The organism is Aliidiomarina sp. (genome assembly GCF_047920995.1).
Classification (GTDB): Bacteria; Pseudomonadota; Gammaproteobacteria; order Enterobacterales; family Alteromonadaceae; genus Aliidiomarina.
Window position 1 is genome coordinate 13475 of record NZ_JBLRWZ010000008.1, and the last position, 18379, is coordinate 31853.

At 47.3% G+C, this 18379-nt stretch carries 16 protein-coding genes and 1 riboswitch; of the genes, 5 read left to right on the plus strand and 11 right to left on the minus strand.

Translation table 11 applies throughout. The annotated features are described in order from the left end of the window. Positions 1-55: 55 nt before the first annotated feature. The 6 genes from ACNA7P_RS03400 to ACNA7P_RS03425 form a co-directional block, all read right to left on the minus strand. Positions 56-667, minus strand: a complete 612-nt coding sequence (locus ACNA7P_RS03400) for a CDP-alcohol phosphatidyltransferase family protein (RefSeq protein ID WP_416257203.1) — start codon at positions 665-667, stop codon at positions 56-58. Then, positions 660-1289 carry an ATP-binding cassette domain-containing protein gene (locus ACNA7P_RS03405; protein WP_416257204.1) on the minus strand — a complete coding sequence of 210 codons (630 nt, stop codon included), beginning with the start codon at positions 1287-1289 and terminating at the stop codon, positions 660-662. Before ACNA7P_RS03405 ends, ACNA7P_RS03400 begins: the two co-directional genes overlap by 8 nt. Further along, positions 1290-2984 carry a hypothetical protein gene (locus ACNA7P_RS03410; protein ID WP_416257205.1) on the minus strand — a complete coding sequence of 565 codons (1695 nt, stop codon included), beginning with the start codon at positions 2982-2984 and terminating at the stop codon, positions 1290-1292. Positions 2985-3004: 20 nt separating this feature from the next. Continuing rightward, complete coding sequence (locus tag ACNA7P_RS03415) at positions 3005-4348, minus strand: ABC transporter substrate-binding protein (protein ID WP_416257206.1); 1344 nt, start codon at positions 4346-4348, stop codon at positions 3005-3007. A gap of 1 nt (position 4349) precedes the next feature. Continuing rightward, positions 4350-6470 (minus strand): FAD-dependent oxidoreductase, encoded by a 2121-nt coding sequence (locus ACNA7P_RS03420; protein ID WP_416257207.1) that lies wholly within the window; start codon positions 6468-6470, stop codon positions 4350-4352. A 96-nt stretch (positions 6471-6566) separates the two neighbouring features. After that, on the minus strand, positions 6567-8930 hold the full coding sequence (locus ACNA7P_RS03425; RefSeq protein ID WP_416257256.1) for a TonB-dependent receptor: 2364 nt from the start codon (positions 8928-8930) through the stop codon (positions 6567-6569). Between the two features lie 339 nt (positions 8931-9269). Between ACNA7P_RS03425 and ACNA7P_RS03430 the strand changes: the two genes are divergently transcribed. Next, positions 9270-9896: a DUF3047 domain-containing protein gene (locus tag ACNA7P_RS03430; RefSeq protein WP_416257208.1), complete on the plus strand. Its 627-nt coding sequence runs from the start codon at positions 9270-9272 to the stop codon at positions 9894-9896. On the opposite strand, the gene truC is transcribed toward ACNA7P_RS03430, so the two are convergent. Continuing rightward, positions 9893-10624, minus strand: coding sequence for a tRNA pseudouridine(65) synthase TruC (truC, locus tag ACNA7P_RS03435; RefSeq protein WP_416257257.1), 732 nt, complete (start codon positions 10622-10624; stop codon positions 9893-9895). The two genes, ACNA7P_RS03430 and truC, sit on opposite strands and share 4 nt — an antisense overlap. Before the next feature lie 52 nt (positions 10625-10676). Beyond that, positions 10677-11048, minus strand: a complete 372-nt coding sequence (locus tag ACNA7P_RS03440; RefSeq protein WP_416257209.1) for a YqcC family protein — start codon at positions 11046-11048, stop codon at positions 10677-10679. 100 nt (positions 11049-11148) lie between these two features. Here ACNA7P_RS03440 and ACNA7P_RS03445 point away from each other — a divergent pair, with 100 nt between their 5' ends. Both ACNA7P_RS03445 and ACNA7P_RS03450 read left to right on the plus strand, forming a co-directional pair. Continuing rightward, positions 11149-12264 (plus strand): DUF3549 family protein, encoded by a 1116-nt coding sequence (locus ACNA7P_RS03445; protein ID WP_416257210.1) that lies wholly within the window; start codon positions 11149-11151, stop codon positions 12262-12264. Further along, positions 12264-12959: a DUF3301 domain-containing protein gene (locus ACNA7P_RS03450; RefSeq protein ID WP_416257211.1), complete on the plus strand. Its 696-nt coding sequence runs from the start codon at positions 12264-12266 to the stop codon at positions 12957-12959. The genes ACNA7P_RS03445 and ACNA7P_RS03450 overlap by 1 nt, the downstream gene beginning before the upstream one ends. Before the next feature lie 16 nt (positions 12960-12975). On the opposite strand, the gene lysC is transcribed toward ACNA7P_RS03450, so the two are convergent. The 3 genes from lysC to syd form a co-directional block, all read right to left on the minus strand. Next, positions 12976-14346 (minus strand): lysine-sensitive aspartokinase 3, encoded by a 1371-nt coding sequence (lysC, locus tag ACNA7P_RS03455; RefSeq protein ID WP_416257212.1) that lies wholly within the window; start codon positions 14344-14346, stop codon positions 12976-12978. 86 nt (positions 14347-14432) lie between these two features. Continuing rightward, positions 14433-14608: riboswitch (Lysine riboswitch) on the minus strand. A gap of 69 nt (positions 14609-14677) precedes the next feature. Then, positions 14678-15334 carry a GNAT family N-acetyltransferase gene (locus ACNA7P_RS03460; RefSeq protein ID WP_416257213.1) on the minus strand — a complete coding sequence of 219 codons (657 nt, stop codon included), beginning with the start codon at positions 15332-15334 and terminating at the stop codon, positions 14678-14680. Positions 15335-15368: 34 nt separating this feature from the next. Further along, the gene (gene syd / locus ACNA7P_RS03465; protein ID WP_416257214.1) at positions 15369-15974 is read right to left on the minus strand and encodes a SecY-interacting protein; all 606 of its coding nucleotides are present in this window, start codon (positions 15972-15974) and stop codon (positions 15369-15371) included. A 65-nt stretch (positions 15975-16039) separates the two neighbouring features. Here syd and queF point away from each other — a divergent pair, with 65 nt between their 5' ends. Then, complete coding sequence (queF, locus tag ACNA7P_RS03470) at positions 16040-16891, plus strand: NADPH-dependent 7-cyano-7-deazaguanine reductase QueF (protein ID WP_416257215.1); 852 nt, start codon at positions 16040-16042, stop codon at positions 16889-16891. 129 nt (positions 16892-17020) lie between these two features. Further along, positions 17021-18379 carry a nucleotide 5'-monophosphate nucleosidase PpnN gene (ppnN, locus tag ACNA7P_RS03475; RefSeq protein WP_416257216.1) on the plus strand — a complete coding sequence of 453 codons (1359 nt, stop codon included), beginning with the start codon at positions 17021-17023 and terminating at the stop codon, positions 18377-18379.

The window sequence follows — 18379 nt, forward strand, 5'->3', positions numbered from 1 at the left end:
CACTTTCGGTGAGCCGCTTTTTTTATGGCCATAAACTAACTGCGTTAGGCTGAAACTAATCGGCTCGCAGAGTTTGATAACCGCCCACAATTCGCATCGCTGTTGTAATAAAACAAAGCGCAGCAAAGCAGTACGCCAATATAGCAAAGTAATGAGGTAGCAAACAGAATAATGCGAACACGATAATGGTTTCGGTGCCTTCCGTTAGGCCACCGAGATAATACATAGATTTACTAGGATAACGCGGATTACTGATACCACGCTTAGCTGCTAGGGTTGCGAACGCCAAAAAACTTATCCCGGTACCCACAAAGCTGAGCATGAGCACCGCACCGGCAATAGCATTCGCCTCAGGTTGCAATAAAATAAACGCTACCACAAAGCCATTATAAAACAGGAAATCGAGCACGATATCCAAGTACGCGCCACTATCTGTGGGCTCCTGCAAGCGCGCTAACTCGCCATCAATGCCGTCGGCAAGGCGATTTAGCAACAACAGCGCCAAGGCCAACCAAAATTGGCTGAACACCACCGCTACGCACGCCAGTACACCCACAACAAAGCCTGCCAAGGTAACATGATCCGCACGCACCTGCATTTTCACTAGCTGTTGCGCCAGCGGCAAGGTAATGCGCTTTAGTAGTGGTAATACTCGATGATCAAACATGAATAATACGCGCTCCTGCTGGGCAATCACCGCTATCATGCGTTACCAATAAGCAAGGTAGTTGCGCCTGCATTAAGTGATTAAAGGTAAATGCCTTAATTTGTTCTCGTGTAACGCTATCTAAAGCAGAGAAAGGCTCATCTAATAACATCGCTCGAGGATTATTAATCAGCGCACGTGCCAATGATACACGAGCCGCTTGGCCACCACTGAGCGTATCGGGTAATTGTTTTTTTACCGCCAACAAATTAAACGCTGCTAACAGTTGTTCTGCATGTTGTACTCGCTGATGCCGGCTGCCAAAATTGCGCGGCAAGGCAAACAGTAAGTTCTCGAGCACGGTTAAATGGGGAAATAACCACGGCTGTTGTAAGCGAATGCCAATGCGGCGCTGCTCCATAGGCAGTTGCTGAATAGGTACGCCGTGTAAAAGTATCTCACCAGTACACTGAAAATCTGCTAATGGCGCGCCAATTAGCCAGTTTAACAAAGTGCTTTTGCCACTGCCACTTGCCCCCATCAACACCACAATTTCTCCGTCCGCAATGCTTAACTGCGGCACCTCAAGCATTGGCTGCTCCGCACCTTTTAAGGTTATCACAACATTGTTTAACTGCAGCACTTATGCACCTCGTATCGTGTGAACGCGATATTTATTCGCTAATATTGCCGCCACCGCAAACATTATTAACGGCCAAGCTATCTGTGCTAGGCCATAGATCGCTGCTAGCGAACGTTCAAAACCGCTGCCGTAGGCTGTAGCTTCAGTAGTTACGGTAAGAATGCGCCCTGCGCCAAAAATTAACGTGGGCAGATACTGTAAAATACTCACCGAAAAACCTACCGACCAGGCCAACACAATCGGAGCAGCTAACATGCGCAAACGCACCTTAAACCAACGTTGTGGCGCTGAATAGCCAAACGTAGCCGCTTGCGTAAGCCACATATGAGGAAAGTTACGATAACTTGCAGCCAAGGTAAGCCAAATATATGCAGCCGCAAACACAGTATGCGCCCACACCAGCCAGAAAGCAGGCGCTGCTAGCGTAAAAGGTGCTACATGCATATGCCAAGCCATTAACAAAGGTAATTGCGGCACCAACAGAGGTAACAACATATAAGCATCTGCAATTCGCTTGCCGCGTTGATACTCCCACTCCAGCATTAACAGCACCAACGCCGTAGCTAAAGATGCTACCACCACGCCAATCCACAATGAATTCCATAACACTTCTTGTAAAGGCTGCCATTCCCATTGCCAGTTCGCAACACTGTAACTAGTAGGAAGCAATGCCGTATTTGGCCAAGCTGCGGTGAACGACCATACCAGTAACGCAATTGCGGTAGCAATCTGCACCACTAAAAACGCTGTAAACGGCAATTGCGCCACGAACTTACGCAAACGCGCTATGCCCGGCCCCTGCATAAAGCTTGGTAAGGCTGCTTGGCCACTAATTTTCCTGCCGCGAGTAACTGCGAGTAATGCGCATTGGCCATGCAGCCATTCGTGCCCGCGCAATAGCAGCAACACCAGCGCACTAGCAGCAACCAATACTACACTGCCGAGAGCGGCAAATAACTCATTTCCGGGCTGTTGATACCATTGCAATACCTGCACGGCCAATGGGCTTGGTAAATTTGGCCCCGCCACTAAGGCTACATCCACCACCGCTAGGCCGTAAATTGCCACCACCATAATCGGCAAGCGTAGCCTACGCACAAGCTGGGGAACGATAATCCGCCAAAATGTTTGTGGTGCTCGATAACCAAAACTGGCACCTATCTGTTGCCACTCTCGCACCGGCAACTGTTGCATTACGATCAGCGCCATTAACAATAAAAACGGCAGCTCTTTTAGCCACAAGGTAACGAATAAAAATGGTAGGCTCTTATCAGTGAAAATAGCGCTCAAAAATGGGGTTAATAAAGGTATTTGTAGCTGCAAATCTAAACCTAACCATACTCGGCTAATCCAACCGCCAGGCAGCAATAACAGGCTTAATCCTATTGCAAAAGCAACATGGGGAATGGCTAACAACGCGGCAATCCATGCAGGTGGTTTGGCCATTCTGGCAAGCAACCAAACCGCGCTATATAGCGCCAGCAAGGTAGGAACGATCGCCAAAGCAATACTGTAAACTAAACCGGTAAGTACCGAACCTGTGCTCAGAAATAAGAGCCAATCTTGGCTGCCATGCTGAGAGAGTATCGTAATAATTAACCACAACGCAGCCACTAACGGCAGCCCGATCAGCAACACTGCCGGCAACGCCAGCAGTGTTATAGATATTTTCGGCCACTCAAGGGTTTTACTCATGGCAGTTTACTCATCGCGATTTATTCATAGCGCTCACGCCACGCCTGTTCCAATGCAGCATTCCAACTCACATGTGGTTCTTGCGCAGCAGGAAACAACAACCCTGCCGGTGAATTCCCTACCTCTGAACTCTCTACCTGTGTACTCTCTACCTGTGTACTCTCTACCTGTGAATAAGGCAACACAATAGCAGCAGGATCGCCCCATATATCTGGGTTTGCTTTGTGCCGTTGCGCAGTTTCTGAAAGTAGAAAATTCAGTGTTACTAATGCGCCCGCACGCTGTTCACTGTGCTTAGGGATAGCAAGGTAGTGGCTATTAGTAATCGCCTCTGCTCCCAAATTTGCTGGCATGGTAACTGCTGGTATAGTACCCCGTTGAACGCCACTAGCTAACGCTCCAGGATTAAAGCTAACCGCGATATCCAATTGGCCATCAGCAAACATCCGCATTTGCTCTGCTGCACTGTTGGGGAATGCGCGCCCTTCACGCCACAGATGGGGGTGGAGTTGATCAAGGTAATTAAACAGTGCGGCTAATATGGGTGCATGGCGCTCAGCATTATATTCCTCGTACAATGCCTCTACCCTAACGTTGTTTTGCTCAGGGCTGTTTTCTCTGAGCTCAGGGCTGTTTTCTTTGAGCTCAGGGCTGTTAAGCGCAAGTAACAACTGCTTAAGAAACGTGGTGCCATGAAACTCTGGTGGCTTTGGATAACTCACCCGGCCGGTGTTGGTTTTTGCAAACGCCAGCAGCTGTTCAGCCGATACCCGAGCCTGCATCTCATGAACCTGCGTGCCGCCTTGAGTATCAGCCTCGGTAGCACCAAGCAATGCTGTTTGGGCACGCTCTGATAGCATCAGGTAAAACTGTGCAACTCCCCAGGGTAATTCTAAATCTTCAGTAGCAACCCCAAAATCGAACTCATATACATGTTCCGGGTTGAGTAATGCACTATTCGGAATTTGCGTTGATAAATCTGCTGTTAATAAACCGGCTTCTTTTAACGCATGGAAATTCTTGCCATTAATCCAAATCAAATCAACGGCACTTCGGTAATCATCACCTTGGCTTGCTTGCTCGTTCAACAACAAACTCACCGATTCACTAATATCAGCAACACGCACATGGCGTAAACGCACCCCATACTCTTCCAATAGCTCTGCAGCCGCCCAGCGCATGTATCGGTTTGCTTCTGCCGAACCACCCCAGCCATGGAAGTATACAGTTTGTCCGCGCGCCTCAGCGGTAATTTCCTGCCAGTTTTTCGCTACCGCATCCTGCTCTGCCACAGCATTAACTGCGGCAGTAGTAAAGGAAGTGCACAACATTACCAACACTAAACCATACTGAAACACTCGCATCCTAGCCTCTTCGCCACGCATGAAACTTCTCTAACCATGCTAAAACACGTTCTGGTTTGTGCGCTCTTTTCCATTCACCGGCCACGTACTTATTGGCCTCACTCATGGTTGGGTAGATATGAATAGTGCCCAAAACCTTATTCAAACCCAATTTATACTTCATCGCGAGCACGAATTCGCTGATTTGCTCAGAAGCACGCGCGCCAACGATGGTTACACCGAGAATCTCGTCTTTACCGGGCTTAGTAAGAACTTTCACAAAGCCGTACGCCACATCATCCGCGATAGCGCGATCTAAATCACTCATATCATAACGAGTTACCTCATAATCGATATGCTGCGCTTTTGCTTCAAGTTCATTCAAACCTACCGCCGCAACTTCAGGATCCGTAAACGTAGCACGCGGTATTACCCGATAATCAGCGGCAAAGCTCTTCAACGGTGCGAACAATGCATTCACACTTGCGTACCACGCTTGATGCGATGCCACGTGGGTAAACTGGTAGGGCCCAGCTACATCACCCGCAGCATAGATTGAAGGGATCTCCGTTTGCATTACCGCATTCACCGGCAAGGTGCGTTCGGTTGCCACTCCCAACTCTGCCAAGCCAAAACCACTTAAATTCGCAGCTCTACCAACAGCTACCAACACAGAATCTGTGCGTAACGGTTGCTCTTCACCCTCAACATACACCAAACTTTCACTGCCTTCCTGAGCAAAACGAACCGCTTTTTTGCCCGTTACAACATGCACGCCTTGCTGTTCCATAGAAGCCGTAACCAGTGCTGCAGCATCTTCATCCTCTTTACTTAACAAACGTTGTTCTGCCTCCAACACGGTAACCTTACTACCCAGATTAGCAAACGCCAACGCTAGCTCGCAACCGATAGGGCCGCCACCCAACACTAATAATCGTGGTGGTAATTGTTCCAGTTCCCACACACTATCACTAGTGCGATAAGGAATATCACTAAGGCCAGGAATAGGCGGCACAAACGGCCGCGCACCCGTAGCTACAATAATGGCACGCGTAGTAAGTGTTTGTGTTCCAGCACTGGTAGTAATCTCTACCTGCCATGGCGAGGTAATGGTAGCGCGCCCTTGCAATACCTCAACGCCCAGGTTCGTATAGCGTTCCACTGAATCATGCGGCTCGATATCTTTAATCACCTGCTCTACTTTCGCCATCGCACTACTCAGTTGAATCGGTTCAGAAGTGCCATTGGCTTTGTTTAAAGCCGCATGCTTGCGGGCGATATTGATCAAAGTTTTCGATGGTACACAGCCGGTGTTCAAACAATCACCGCCCATTTTATGTTGTTCAACTAGGGTTACTTTCGCTTTCACAGTTGCCGCAATATAAGCCGAAACTAGGCCAGCAGAACCACCACCAATCACGATTAAGTTACGATCAAAAACTTTTGGTTTCTGCCAGTTCTTCAGCCGCTTTCTACGCTGCAATAAGCTTACCATCAGTTTCGCAATGAGGGGGAAGATACCCAATAAGGTAAACGACAATACTAATTGGAGTGAAAATACATCACCAAGGCTTTCAATTGAGGCCAGCTGAGTACCTGCATTCACGTACACCGCGGTACCAGCCAACATCCCCAGCTGGCTCACCCAAAAGTAAGTGAAGGTACGAATCCGCGTTAGCCCCATCAATAAGTTGATCATAAAAAACGGAAATAACGGTACTAAGCGCAATGAAAGAAGATAAAAAGCACCATCTTTGGTAAAGCGTTCATCGATTTGCGCAAAGCGCTTGCTAAACTTCCCTTGCACCCAATCCCGCAGCAAAAATCTAGCAGCCAAAAACGCTAAAGTAGCGCCAATGGTAGATGCAAATGAAGCAATAATAATGCCATGCCAAAAACCGAAAATCGCCCCAACAGCCAAGGTCATAACCGCTGCGCCTGGAATAGATAGGGCTGTAACCAAAATGTAAACTACCATCGCGGCTGTTATCGCAACGATCAAATTGGCATCCTTCCATGCCACTAAATCAGCATAATTTGCTCGCAGTGTTTCCAGATTTAAGTAACTTTGCACATCAAATACGTAAGCCAGTACTAATAAACTGGCCACAACAAGAATTAATATAATTTTCGAAAATTGCATGCGATCCCCTTAATCTGTTTTTTACACTAACCTAATCGCCAGTGGCATAGCACAGAGCCATTATCGTTCGAAACTTCGGCGTACTGCTGCCTATTTTTAAAACCGCAAACTGAGCGTTACTTTCATGTGCCGCGGTAGGTTTGGCATCACTAAATCCGCACCAAAATAACCCCCTTCAAATACCGGGCTCCAGTTCTTTTCATCGGTTAGGTTCATAATATCTAACCGCAGCTGAGTATTTTCATTCAGCTGATAACTGGCCATAGCATTTAATTCATACTGGTCACGAATATAAACTGTTGCCAAATAATCCAATGGATAGGCTTGGGTATACCAACCATCAACACCAACTCGTAATTGTTTATTAAACTCATACCGCAACGAGCTAGATAGCGAAAGCCGCGGCAAGCCCTGAATGCGGGCAGTAGAATTTGGGAATGCAGTAAAGTTTGGGGAACCTACACCGGTACCCTCAATCAAATCTGGGCGAGAGTTATCGAATACATCAGCCACTTGCCGAGTACCTTGGCTCGCGGTTGAATTATCAAATCGCGCATCAAGATAAGCTGCCCCGATATTCCAAAGCCAGCTATCAGCCATAAAATACAACTGCCCTTCCATGCCACGGGTTTTTATTCCTGAATTTGAGCCATCACGATTACGTAAACTGCGCGTTTGCTGAAAAGCAGCAACATCCGCATACCACTGGCTATCAATGCTGTTCCATTTCAGGCCCACTTCATACAGCTCGTTTTCGGTAGCGAAATTTAGCGCATCAATTTCATTATTTGCGCCCAATACTGTTCCGCCGCCCATACTATTTGCAGTAGATTCGGCATAGGCTGCGGTTGCATAGGCATTCATAGTATTGGTTACCTGATACAACGCCGTAATTTCACCCGCAGAAAGAAAGGTATTGTAGCTATCTTGTGCTGCAATCACCCCTTCAGGCGGCAATGGATCGCGCGCAGAAACATCATACCAATCGCCACGCACACCTGTGGTTAACCGCAATCGATCCGTAGCTTGCAACTGATATTGCGCAAATAAACCATACTGCCATGTTTGCGAATCAGTAGTATCAGACGTGTTGAAATCAAGATTACCATCATTATTGATATCGTAATTAGCGCCAGGAGATACGTATAATCCTGGGCGTAATTGCACAAACCGCGCTTGCTGCTCTGGGGTAAGCGGAATACGCCGGTTTTCAATTGAGCCCGTTAAATCAATCGGATTATCGGCTTCGGTGGTAAATTGGCTGTATCCCAACACTGAGTTGTAACGCACGCTCGCGCCAGATATCAGTGTTGCCCGTTCACTTTGCCGAAAGTGCAGCTCTATGCGGTTTTCTGCTGTTTTGGCCGCATCGATAATTTCCACAAAGCTATTTTGGGCAATGTTCTCGCGCTGCAAGTATTCAGCATAACTACGATTTACTAAAGTAAGCGCATCGCTAACCTCATAATTAAGCGTAGAATGCAGAATATGTGTTGAGCCAGTACTAATATTGTCGGGGTCTGTAAGTACTTGCGAGCGCGGTATTTTCACAATACCCGTTGGTGAAACAACAGCTCCAGCACCTGGCACAAACGAGCCATTCGGCTGCTGCCCTTGGCCGGTAATATACAACCCATCATCAATAAGTGCTTGAGTAGGCCGATTTAAGCCAGCATTATCGGTAAAATCCGCATCGAAGTACTCCCAGCTTACATTCCACTCGGCTTGATCCGATAGCCGCAGGCGCGCCGCCAAAAAAACATTCTCACTGTTAAAGTTTGTATAATCATAAAAACTGTTTTCATCGCGTAATTCAACACTCAGGCGCACCGCTAGCTCATCTTCGCGTACCACGCGAGCAACATCGGCTTGCATTCCGTAGCGATCCCAACGGCTGGCCGAAAGATCAATACGGCTAAAATTCTCAGTTAAACTCGGCCGTTTACTCTGTATATTTACAAAACCACCCACACGCTGTGTGGTTCCTAGCATTACTGGCGGCATACCTTTTACAACATCTAACTGCTCTACACTGTTAAACGACATTGGGATACCAAAGCCATTGTTGCCACCTTGCCGCCGCAGGCCATTACTAAACACCTCACCAAGCTGACCGCGAATGGTTGGTAAAGAGGCCGAAGCGAAGCCAACTGCACCGTGAGTATTCGGTACCAATCGGCTCAGGCTATTCAAATCCGTAATCTGGCTATCCAGTAATAAGGTTTCACTCAGTGGCGTAATCGAACGACCAATATCGAGAATGCCTTCATCCAAACCAAAAACACCGCGTAATTTCGCGCCTTGAGGGGAAAGCGCTTCATTCCGTGTTTCACCTATGATTTGTATGCGCTCAATTGGCGCTGCCGCTGTTTCAGAATCACTAGGCTTATCGGTATTTGCTTGCACCGCAAAAGCGCATAGCAAGCTTGCAATAGGCGTTAACACGAACCCTTTGTGCATTGCCGCTGTTGCTGATTTGCGGCGCGCTGTTCGATACTTTGGCATACCCATTGAGTGGGTATTCTCTAGTGTTTTTCTGTCTTTAAGCATAGTGTTTCCTATCTAGATGTAAACTCATAGTCACCTGAGGCGGCATCGCAATGCCAAGCCTATAGCAGCGTGTAGAAGTTCAATGTAAGTTTGATGTGTTTATAGTGTAGCGCGATAACTTATTGAGGTATCTACCGAAACACCTTTTTTATCAACCATTCAAGTATTTTTGGAGCGGAACTATTGCTAACCAAGCCTGCTCTTATCAAAATCATGGCCACCGAGCAAGTACAATCAAGGATTACGTTTATGTTTACCTTTACTGCTTTACAAGTTGCAACCCTGAGCGCAGGTATTGTTTTTAGCCCGCAAAACATTCTTCGCTGGCCGGAACATGTGTTTACCAAACCCAGCAGTTATACAGTAATCGCAACAGGTGAAACGCAATTACTAGATGCGCAATGCAAACCAGGTGAAGCCTCTGGGTTGTTTTTCAGAGAAGGTGTTAACTTACAAGAAACGCCCTGGATACGTTGGCAGTGGCGGGTTTTACAAACTCCCTCGGGTGCTGATGAACAAACCCGTTCAGGCGATGATTTCGCATTACGCATTTATGCAATAGATGAACATAGAGTATTGCGTTGGCGAACCCGAGCGCTGAACTATGTGTGGGCAAAAGATGCCGACATTAACGATCATTGGCCAAATCCATTTGCCCAACAGGCGCATATGATCGCGCTACAATCCGGCGTTGTTGAACCACATACGTGGCGGGTAGAAGTGCGCAATTTACAAGAAGATTTCATCGAATTTCATGGCCGCAATCTAGATGAACTCTCGGCGCTCGCGATTATGACCGATTGCGATAACACTCAAAGCACGGCACATGGGCAACTACTAGAAATAAGTTTCCATGCCGAAAAACCGCAAGGTTAAGTATTCTTTTGCTGAAAAGCTGCAGAAAATTCCTCTGGCAACGGAATACCACAATGTACTAACTGCTGCGTAACAGGATGTGGAAAACTTAATTCCGTTGCGGCTAACAACAACCGGTGAATATTGAAGTGTTGGCGGAAAAAGTTATTGTGGCGACCATCGCCATGATTGGTATCGCCCACAATTGGGTGGCGTAAGTGGGCCATATGCCTACGTAATTGATGTTTGCGGCCAGTTTTTGGCGCCAACCGCACCAACGAATAACGGCTTGTTGCGTGGCGTTTGCTTACTGCATACGGCAACTCTACTTGCTGTATACAGCTGTAATCGGTAATGGCACTTTGGGCTGCTTTATTGGCATCGGCCATTTTATCGGCGATTGCATCAAGCTCCTCTTTTAATGGGTAATCAATGCGCCCCTGCCCTAACAAATAACCCCTTACCACTGCATGATACACTTTGTTCACCTGCTGTTCGGCGAACAATTGGCCCATTGTGGTGGCAACTTCTGCACTTAACGCAAACACCATTAAGCCAGACGTGGGCCGGTCTAAGCGATGTACCGGAAAAACATGTTGGCCAAGTTGATCACGTAAAAGTTGCATCGCAAACCATTTCTCGCCGCGTGCAAGCATGGTTCTATGTACGAGCAAACCCGCCGGTTTATCAATTACAGCGATATGTTCATCTTGATACACAATGGGTAAAAATGGCCGTTCACTCTGCATTGCTAAAGGTAATGCTACAGGCAATGCCGCAGATCTGGTTACAGGCAACGGCTTAGTGTCGCTCATGGTGGCCATCCAATAATTCATCGATGGCTTTCAAGGTAAGAATAATTTCCCGATGCGCTTTCAGTTGGCCCTTCCATACTTCAAGTGCCATTGGGCTCACCGCAATCTTGGTTGGTAATGGCTTTCGTTGCTGCACGCACTGTCGTAAACTTGGGATCATGATAAACTGCACCCATTGATGGAAATCTAACGTATCTGTAGCAAAAGGCTGAGAACTCATAAGTTGGGCAGGTTTGGGCATTTGCTTTTGCCATAACTCAGCAGCTTGCAAATCAGCTTCTAGCTGCGCGAGTAAAGTTAAGGTTTGCTGAGCAATAGATTTTGCAGCCACGGGCTTGTTTGCAGATGAGTTCGCCATAATAAACGCCTAATATTAACGCTGTGCTAGAGCTATCTTAATCGATGCTAAAGAGCACACATTTATTCGTAAGTTGAATCTCTAATTATACCGGAAAAGCATGCAATCAATCGATACCCTAACTGATTTTCTTGCCGTTGCCGGCGCAAATCACGAAGCTAAAACTGAATACCGCATCTATGATCTAAGCCGTATCGTAAAACCCTTCACCGCAGAAGAATTTAACGCCATTGAAAATGGCGAACGGCCATTCCCAAACCCACGCCAACAGCATGCATGGCTAGGTATTGTATTGCGCCAAAAAGAGCGAGCAGAATCAGAGCAAATTCATGATCCCTATATTTGGTTTGTAAAACTACCGCTCGATGAACGCGGATTATTTCAGCATGCAGCTCGGCAACATTTCCTCAGTATTATTGTTGAGGCCTTAGGTGAGAACCCAACTGCAGCACCAACTGCCGAACAAGAGAAACGACAACAGCAAAACCCATATATTTTCACCCCGGATGAGCCACGAAGAGCAGCATTTCATGCTCAGGTAAGCCATGATTTGCAATTTCCAGCCTCGGTTCATTACTCTGGTGCGCTGGCATTTTTACGTGGCGAAACCGCCACCAGTACCTGGCAAGATTTAGGCGTGCAAGGCATTCATGATGTTGTGGTGCGTAATTTGCAGGAAACGAGCATTCAACAGCACATTCACACACAGCTTTTGCAGTGGCCTAAACCCTTGCAGCAAACACTAATGGAAGCTCTGGAACACGCGAAACTGCCGGCTACGCTTGCACAGAACTTAATTGGCACGTTGCGAACAGTACCTCGAGAACAGCAAATCATGCTGTTACGTTGTTTAGCGGATGCAAGCCGGTATTCCAACCTGCAAAACGATGTGCAGCAGCTGCTTAACGCCTGTGCACGGGATCTTAATACTACCGGCGGCGATACTCCCGAAGCTGCGGTAGTGAATGATATCCAAGATCTGCTGCTTACCATCGGTGCGCGAAACTGGGTTGCACTTACCGCCAACGATAATTTAGAACACTACCTTGGCTTACTTGCTACAATCAACGAACATGTATTTATACAAATTTTCCGTGATCTGGTAATGCTGCCCGAACTTCGCGGGCTTATGTTGCAGTTGTTCCGCAAGGAACAGCTCTCGCCGGCACTGCAACGCGGTATCGCGGCTTTGGTAGCCCAAACGAGGAGTAGTTAATGACCGACGGTTTAATGGATGCGTTATACCTATTACTACTGATTCTCGGCGTGTACCTGTTTTGGCAATGGCGGTTACAAGAAGAGAGCGCGCGTAAACACGCTGAAACAGTATGCAAGCAATATAAAGTACAGTTTTTGGATGTTGCCCGTTCAGGTGGCCGCTTGCGGCTTACCCCCCGCACTGGTTGGGAAGCGCAATTTCAATTTGGGTTTAGTAGCGATACGAAATCGCGCTACGAGGGTGAATTAACTCTATTAAATTTAAATCTACGCGATGTGCAAATGCCGCCGCACCGTTCAGCACCCGATACCACTTCAGCAAGCAACACCGTTGATGGCACTGTGGTAGCGGCTGATGAGAACAGCCCTGAGCGAGGTACAAACAGCCCTGAGCCCAATACAAACAGCCCTGAGCCAAACGCGGGAAGTAGCGAAACAACTAACAACAACCAGCAAGAGAAATCAGCACCAAGCCTTGCTAGCCGCAGCAACTTGCATAATATTCCGGCACCGGCGATCGCTTGGAACGTAACCTATGGCCAACGCAACCAAAATGATGCCAGCGAGAGCCATGCAGATGACGATATCATTGCTGCCGTATTCCCTAGCGATCACAACGATATACCCGCTGAACACAGCGATGCGCTAAGTACCCCCTTTCCTATAGAAGGCCCTAGCTCTATTGATGGTTAAAGTTTAGGCGCGCGCCCTAATCCAAAAAGTTACTGTGCAATGCCTGTAATATTTCCGCGGCATCGGTTTCTTGTACCAACACGCACAAATTATTGGGGCTTGCTCCTTGGCTAATCATGCGGATATTTTTCGGCGCTATCACCTGAAATACCCGGCCGGCAACTTCTGGAGTTTCAGAAAGCTGATGGCCTATCAATGCGATAAGCGCCAAACCATCTTCCACTTTTACATCACAAAGTGGCGCCAACTCGGCCAATAACGCCTCGCTTACCAGCGCTTTCCCAGCAGATTGGGAACCTGTGGTATCAAGTGTTAACGCAACCGAAACTTCCGATGTGGTAATTAAATCTACCGAAATACGGTGGCGCGCTAAAATCGCAAATAGCTCGGCCAAAAAACCGCGGGCATGCAACATGTTTAAACTACGGGCGGTAAGCAATACTTGCCCTTTCCGCACACTTAATGCTCTACACATCGGCCGTTGTTGCGTGGTGTTGCGCACCCAGGTACCCGCTTTCTCGGGCTCACGCGTACAACCGATAAACACTGGAACTTTCGCGCGTTGCGCTGGTAATAACGTAGCTGGGTGTAAGATTTTCGCGCCGAAAGTAGCCATTTCTGCTGCTTCCGCAAAGGTAATTTCTGGAATTGGCCGAGCCGTGGGTACCTGACGTGGATCGCAAGTATAAATGCCATCTACATCGGTCCAAATTTGTAAGGTATGCGCCCGCAACGCTTCGGCGAATAATGCCGCACTTAAATCTGAGCCACCTCTTCCCAGAGTAGTAACGCGATCCGCGGCATCTGCACCAATAAACCCCTGGGTTACCACGCAATAGTTTGCTAGTAGTGGCGTTAAGTGCTCACGAACCAACATACTAATCCGCACCGGCCGAGCTTCTGCCGCGCCAAAATGGCTATCGGTACGAATGGCTAAGCAAGCATTGAAATCACGCGCAGTATGGCCGCGCTGGCGCAGTATTTCCGCCAGAAACATAGAAGAGCAGCGCTCACCAAAGGCGAGCAACTCATCTTGTTTCGCAGCTTCAGCGCCCTGCTCTGCTAGTTGATTACTGAGTAACGCCATGCGCACCAAATAATCCCGTAGTTGAGCGTTTAATTCCGGCGTTGGTGATAGGTGCTGGCTAATTTGATGCTGAATATCCATTACTTCACTCAGCAGCTGTAGCCGTTCTTTCTCGTTTTCAACACCTTTCGATAGCGCCACCAAACGATTGGTTACGCCAGCAGCAGCACTCACTACTACTAATCGAATAGCAGGATTATTTTGAATAATATCAGCACAACGCTGAAGCGCCGAGTAATCGGCAACTGAGGTGCCACCAAACTTGGCAACAATAACTGAAGATTCTAAATTCTTTTGCATAGCTCCGAACCATATCGTGTTCGAAGAGTTCAGGAACGCTAAAAACTTTTCTCGCGAGCAAACTAACGCTCAGCCTTAAAAAGCTACGCTCCAGAAGCTCTCCACCTGTGAAAAACGGTGACAGTGACAGAGATTCAACCCGTGGCACCGATAGCTACATTGCCAATCTGCAGCTACCTCGGCGTTATGCTCCCTGAACTTAAGTTATTGGGGTTTGGCACCCAACCCAAGCCTACCTAGCAAACGCACCTCTTCTGGTGTTTCTGTAAAGCGAATACTGCTGCACAAAAACAAGGGCGTGGATTTCACCTGAAATGGCGATAAATGTCAATTATTCTGCAGAATTCTCCACCACTTCTTCATCTTCCCGCGCCAAAAACATCAGCTGGCCCTTAATTTCACCAACCTGCAGTGAGCGCAATTCATGAAAGCCGCGGCTAGCAAAAAACTTGCCGTATTCGCTGCGCGTTGCCAGCAGTGAAATGCCAGCCGATTCCGCATGATTCTCCAACTCATTGCGAGCGGCATGCACTAGTAAATCACCAAGCCCTTGTTGCTGATAATTTGGGTGTACCGCGATAAAGGTGAGCATATGATAATTTTGTACTGGCATGGCTTCTGCAATAATCCGCTCTTTCTCAAGCATTTGCTTAGTGCTCACATAGCCAGCCGTAAGCAGCATGCGTAGGCGCCAATGCCAAAAACGTTCAGGGCCAAAATTACTGCCCGGTCGGGTCATGCACACCACACCTTCCAAGGTATCATCATGAAATAGCCCGAACATCGGCTGCTGATGTTCATGAAATACGGTCAGCTCTTCACGAATGGCAGCACGCAAGCGCTGCGCATAGCCTTCTTTTTCTACTTGAAAGATAGATTGGAATAACGGGTCGTTTTGGTAGGCTTGAAACAACAACGAAGCGGCAGTGGCCAAATGCTCTTGGCCCAAATACATCAACTCACCTTTTAAACTAATATCTGTACTCATTGGTTTCTCACTTTCATTCAGGTTTATGCCAATGTTATGCGGTAAATTCGGCACCATCAATACGCGGCGATAATTGTTCTAAAAAATCGCTTACATTCGCGGCCAATACTTCATGCTGCGGTTTCCCAACATACTCCAAACCTACTTCACCCGTATCGTTATCTACCGAGATCAACAAATCATCTTCATCCGTTAGGCCAATAAAAAGAGTGATGGGTTGCTCTAAACGTTGCTTCATCATCACATGGCCAATCAGGTTCTTTTGCAAACGTTCACCATCTTCAGCACACATTACCTGTAATAAAACGAGTTCATTGCTAGCAAACTCTAAAATTAAATCGCCGGCATACATCGCCGAGAATAAGATCTTGGTTTCAGTATCTAGCGGCATTTCCAAGGCATGCTCTACCCCGCTAAAATCCAATGCCGGATTTTGTGCAACCGGGCGCCAAGCAATTTCACCACCAATAGGCTTACCTACATAACAAGGAGCTTCCCAACCCGACATATATTCGGTACTCGGTTGCTGCTGAGCCGCCTGATAGGCACGTTGATAACGCTCATGTAACTCTGCAATAGCTGCAGCTGCTTTCGCTGCCCGCTGCGCTGCTGTATTTTCTAGATTGTTTCCAGTATTCATCTGGCTTCCACCACTAATTCTTCATACAATAGTTGCATTCTACGCACAGCATAAAGGGAATACCAGTGAGCAGCGAAAACCCTATGGCTAAATTGAAACTTGGCCAAATTACTGAATACCCCAATCAATACGATGCCACACTGCTTCAACCAGTGCCACGCCAGCTTAACCGCAGTAGTATTGGTATTAATAATGATGCACTGCCATTTGTGGGGTGCGATTTATGGACCTGCTATGAGCTCTCTTGGTTGCAACCTAATGGCGTACCCGCAGTAGCGATCGCTGAAGTTGAGGTGCCGATAACAAGCCCTAACTTGATCGAATCGAAATCATTTAAACTATACCTCAACGGCTTTAATCAGAGTGTATTTGCAGATAGTGATAGCGTAATAAACGCCCTACACCAAGATTTAAGTTCCTGCGCCGGAGCCCCGGTGCAAGTGCGCCTATATTCCCTAGATGAGTACACAACCCATAATTTAATCACCTTACCTGGCGAATGTATTGATCAAGAATCGGTAACCATTACTGATTACGATTACAACCCAGCACTGATCGCTAAACTGAATAGCAACGCTACCGTTGTTACCGAGGTACTGCATAGCCACTTACTGAAATCGAATTGTTTAATCACCAACCAACCCGATTGGGGTTCCGTTTATATTGCCTACACTGGGCCTAAAATCGATCGGCAAGCACTGTTGCAATATATTGTTTCGTTTCGCAACCATAATGAATTTCACGAACAATGTGTGGAACGAATCTACAGCGATTTGCACACTGCATTGCAATGCCAAGAGCTTACGGTATTTGCGCGTTACACACGCAGAGGTGGGCTGGATATCAATCCCATTCGCAGCAATCGCAAAAGTAATATTGATACAGCCCTATTACGGGGCCGCTTGGCGCGCCAATAACTGATTTTGGTTGATTAATGGTAGTGAAGATGCGTACTCTTACTGTTTATAAACGTGAAAATTAAAATTAATAATAAGCACAAGAAATACCACCTAGCATGGGCTAGTGGAGAGGAGCAGAGAATAAGTATGAGAATTTCATTATCGCCACAAGGCAGCATGGCATTATTATCGCAATTAGAAATCGATAGATTGCAGCAATCTACTGATAGCCCTTTATACAAGCTATTCCGCAATTGCGTGTTGGCAGTATTAAATGTGGGCAGCCATACCGATAACAGCGCGGATATTTTTGACCAGTTTGAAGATTTTGAAGTAAATGTTCTGCGCCGCGAACGAGGTGTAAAACTTGAATTAATCAATCCACCGCCTTCTGCATTCGTTGATGGTGAGCTTATCGTAGGGATCCGTGAGCACGTAGAGGCCGTGCTGCGCGATATCCTGTTCGTTGGTGAACGTTACCCAACGGAAGTGCTGCAAAGTATGAGCACACGCCATCTCACTCACGTTACCTTTGATATTCTCCGCAATGCCGGCGTAGTAAAACCAGCGCAAGAGCCTGATATGGTGGTGTGCTGGGGTGGCCACTCGATTTCCGAGAACGAATACAAATATACCAAAGTAGTGGGTTACGAATTAGGCTTACGCGCATTTAACGTGTGCACCGGATGTGGCCCTGGCGCCATGAAAGGTCCAATGAAAGGCGCCACCATCGGCCATGCCAAACAACGAATCAAAAACGCACGCTACTTTGGCCTTACCGAACCCGGCATTATTGCGGCAGAACCTCCAAACCCAATTGTCAATGAGTTGGTGATTATGCCTGATATCGAAAAGCGCTTAGAGGCATTCGTACGCTGTGCTCACGCCATTATTATTTTTCCAGGTGGAGCGGGCACAGCAGAAGAATTACTGTATTTGCTCGGCATCTTGATGCACCCGCAAAACAAAGAGCAAGCGCTACCCGTTATTCTTACAGGGCCAGAGGGGGCACGCCCTTACTTTGAGCAGTTAGATCGCTTTATTGCCAACACGCTTGGAGAAGAAGCAACCCAGTACTATAAAATTATTATTAACGATGCTATTTCAGTTGCCCAACACGTGCAAACAGGTATGGCAGCGGTAAAACGTTATCGCCGAGAAAGTGGCGATGCTTACCACTTTAACTGGACTCTACACATCGAAGAGCCGTTTCAACAGCCATTCGAGCCAACTCATGCCAACGTTGCGGCATTAAACTTAAACCGGAAACAACCAAAAGAACAGCTTGCCGCAGATTTGCGACGCGCATTCTCAGCAATTGTAGCCGGCAATGTGAAAGCACCCGGTTTACGGGAAATCCGTGAACATGGGCCCTATCAAATCACCGGTGAAGCAGAATTCATGCGCGAACTCGACGAACTGCTGCAATCTTTCGTTGAGCAGGATCGCATGAAACTGCCAGGTGGTACAAAATATCAACCATGCTATCGCGTTGTGAAAAGGTAA